Annotated in this window: 2 protein-coding genes; both read right to left on the reverse strand. The window is 67.0% G+C overall.

From position 1 onward, the window contains the following. A partial coding sequence (locus EON91_RS14390) for a universal stress protein (protein ID WP_292096085.1) occupies positions 1–713 on the reverse strand: 713 nt, incomplete at its 3' end. An 88-nt stretch (positions 714–801) separates the two neighbouring features. Beyond that, the coding region (gene pstB, locus EON91_RS14395; protein ID WP_292096088.1) for a phosphate ABC transporter ATP-binding protein PstB at positions 802–1,569 on the reverse strand (768 nt) is incomplete at its 5' end.

A 1,569-nucleotide genomic window follows, 5' to 3' on the forward strand; every position in this document is an offset into this window, starting at 1 on the left:
ACCATGCCGGTGCGCAGGCGGATGGCGTCGCCGATGTCGCGATCCTCGTTGGTGTCGACGACGAGGCGGGCGTGGCCGCAATCGTGGGCGGCGAGGTTGAACTGCTGCATCGAGTCGAAGCCCGGCTCTGCGTCGGGGCCGACGGTGAGGAAGGTGACGTCCTTTGCGGCGGCGAGGAAGGGCCAGGCATCACGTACGGCGCGGGCGGCTTCGCGTGTTTCCTTCCAGGCGACGAGGATGTTGGCGCCGAAGCCGGGCGCGTAGCCGACCTCCGGCAGAATAAGCACTGGGCCGCCAGCGCCCATGGCGATCTGGGCTGCGTGAAGCGTTTCCTGAAGGCCGGCGACGGGAAGGTCCGGCGGCAGGATGGTGAGGTCGTGGCGGCGGGCGCAGGCGGTGAGCGTTTCGACGTCGTCGCCGTTGATCTCGTACCAGTTGAAGGGAATGCCGGCGTTGGTGGCGGCGGTTTCGAACAGCGCGCGGGCGGGGGCGAGGGCTTCGGCTATGGCGGTCTTGCGGCCTTCCATGAATGATTCAACGGCGGTGACGGCAGAGAAGGCGTCGCCCGCGATGAAGGCCGGGATCTGCTCGGCCTGGAGGAAGACGCCGGAGAGCGAGGCGTTGAAGCGGCGGGCGAGATCGATGGCGGCGGCGACGCGCAGGCGGGAGGCGCCGTAGGCGTCAACGCTGACGAGGATTGTGCGGTAGGTCATGGGGTGCGCGGCCTTTTCCAGCTTGGGGGAAGGCTAGGCGACAGGATGCGACCGCGGATTGATCGGCGTCAATTGTGGTGGGGTGCGCTCAGCCGAAGCGGCCGGTGATGTAGTCTTGCGTCTGGTCGACGCGCGGGGCGGTGAAGAGATCGGCGGTGGGCGCGGTTTCGATCAGCTTGCCGAGGTGGAAGAAGGCGGTGATCTGGCTGATGCGGGCGGCCTGCGCCATCGAATGGGTGACGATGACGATGCAGGTGTGACGGCGGATGTCTTCGATCAGCTGCTCGATGTGCGCGGTGGCGACGGGATCGAGGGCGGAGCAGGGTTCGTCCATCAGGATGACGGCGGGCGAGACGGCGAGCGTGCGCGCGATGCAGAGGCGCTGCTGCTGGCCGCCGGAGAGGCCGAGGCCGGGCTTGTCGAGGCGGTCTTTGACTTCTTCCCAGAGGGCGGCGCGGCGGAGCGATTTCTCGACGAGTTCATCGAGGTCGGCTTTCGATTTGGTGATCCTGTGCGTGCGCGGGCCGTAGGCGACGTTGTCGTAGATCGACATCGGGAACGGGCTGGGCTTCTGGAAGACCATGCCGATGCGCGTGCGGACGGAGACGGGGTCGATGTCTCGCCCATTGACGTCGACGCCGTCCATCAGGATCTCGCCTTCGACGCGGGCGTTCGAGATGGTGTCGTTCATGCGGTTGAGGCAGCGGAGCAGGGTGGACTTGCCGCAGCCCGAGGCGCCGATGAAGGCGGTGACGGCGTTGTCGGGAATGTCGAGGTTGACGTCGAACAGGGCCTGCTTGGCGCCGTAGAAGGCGTTGATGTTGCGCAGCTTGATGCGCGTGGGCGATGTGACGGG

The organism is Brevundimonas sp. (assembly GCF_004210735.1).
GTDB lineage: Bacteria > Pseudomonadota > Alphaproteobacteria > Caulobacterales > Caulobacteraceae > Brevundimonas.